This is a genomic window from Rhizobium sp. SEMIA 4085 (genome assembly GCF_013004495.1).
GTDB lineage: Bacteria > Pseudomonadota > Alphaproteobacteria > Rhizobiales > Rhizobiaceae > Rhizobium > Rhizobium gallicum.
Map to the genome: position 1 here is coordinate 1 of NZ_JABEPH010000678.1, position 1,142 is coordinate 1,142.

At 63.1% G+C, this 1,142-nt stretch carries 2 protein-coding genes; both read left to right on the plus strand.

Annotated features, from left to right (window positions below; genetic code table 11):
- Positions 1–566, plus strand: a 566-nt coding sequence (locus tag C9413_RS32310; RefSeq protein WP_170251596.1) for a hypothetical protein, incomplete at its 5' end; no start/stop codon positions are given.
- A partial coding sequence (locus tag C9413_RS32315; RefSeq protein WP_170251599.1) for an SDR family NAD(P)-dependent oxidoreductase occupies positions 563–1,142 on the plus strand: 580 nt, incomplete at its 3' end. The genes C9413_RS32310 and C9413_RS32315, both read left to right, overlap by 4 nt.

A 1,142-nucleotide genomic window follows, 5' to 3' on the forward strand; every position in this document is an offset into this window, starting at 1 on the left:
CCAAGTTCCCGAGAGCTCAGCTCTATGAATATCCGCAAAGCGTAGCCTCGATTGCCCACGAGCGCGAATATGACGGCGAGCGGGTCGTCTTGCTGAGCTTGATCAAGGCCCCCGAGCGGCGGCCGATCGCCGAACTCGAGGCCTTGATTCAGGCGGCGCGCTCGCGCCCGGTCCTAAAAATCAAGGAGTTCCGGCGTGCATTGAAGTTTGCCCGTGCGCCGGCGCCCTTGAGGTGGCTGTTGATGTGGCTCGGGCTGAATATCGGGCGGCAGCGTGCCCGCCGGTTCGGCACTTTCCAGCTATCGGTCTATTCCGGTCTCGGGGCAGAGTCACTCAACCCCCTTTCGCCTTTGACCACGCTCTTCAATTACGGCCCGATCTCGGCAGATGGATCGGTCACGGTCCGGATCCACTACGATCACAGGGTCATGGACGGCGCCAATGTCGCACGGGCGCTGGAGCGGTTCGAGAAGATATTGAACGGCGAGGTCGCCAGCGAAGTAAAGTGCATCGCCCCACAGGGTGCTGCCGCTCTCGATACGGGGGCTTCAGGGACGGCAATATGATCATGCAGAGTGAGTTTCGTCCGTCCGCCGTGGTGGTCGGTGCGTCGCGCGGAATCGGCAGGGCAATAGCCAAGGTCGCCGCCCGGGAGCATGGGGCCGTCGTTGTGCTTGTTGCGCGCTCGCCTGAAGGTCTGGCTGCTGCCGCGGCGGAGGTGCGGGCGGCGGGCGGCGAGGCATTCACGCTGGAATTGGATCTCCTTGTGGCCGATGCCTCGGCGCGTTTGCAGGACTTCCTGTCTGCAAACGGTTTGTTCTGCGATGTGCTGGTCAACAGCGCCGGATACGGGCTGCGCGGTTCGGCAACGCTCCTTCCGGTCGAGGACCAGCTTGGCATTATCGATCTCAACATACGAGCCCTCAGCGACCTGACTCTCCGCTTCCTGCCGGGAATGGCAGCGCGCGGGCGTGGCGGCGTGCTCAATCTCGGTTCCATAGCCGGGTTCACGCCGGGGCCGAATATGGCCCTGTATTATGCGAGCAAAGCCTTCGTGCGCTTCTTTTCGGAAGCGCTTCATCAGGAATTGCGCCGCACGGGCGTGACCGTCACATGCGTTGCGCCGGGACCGGTGTCGACCG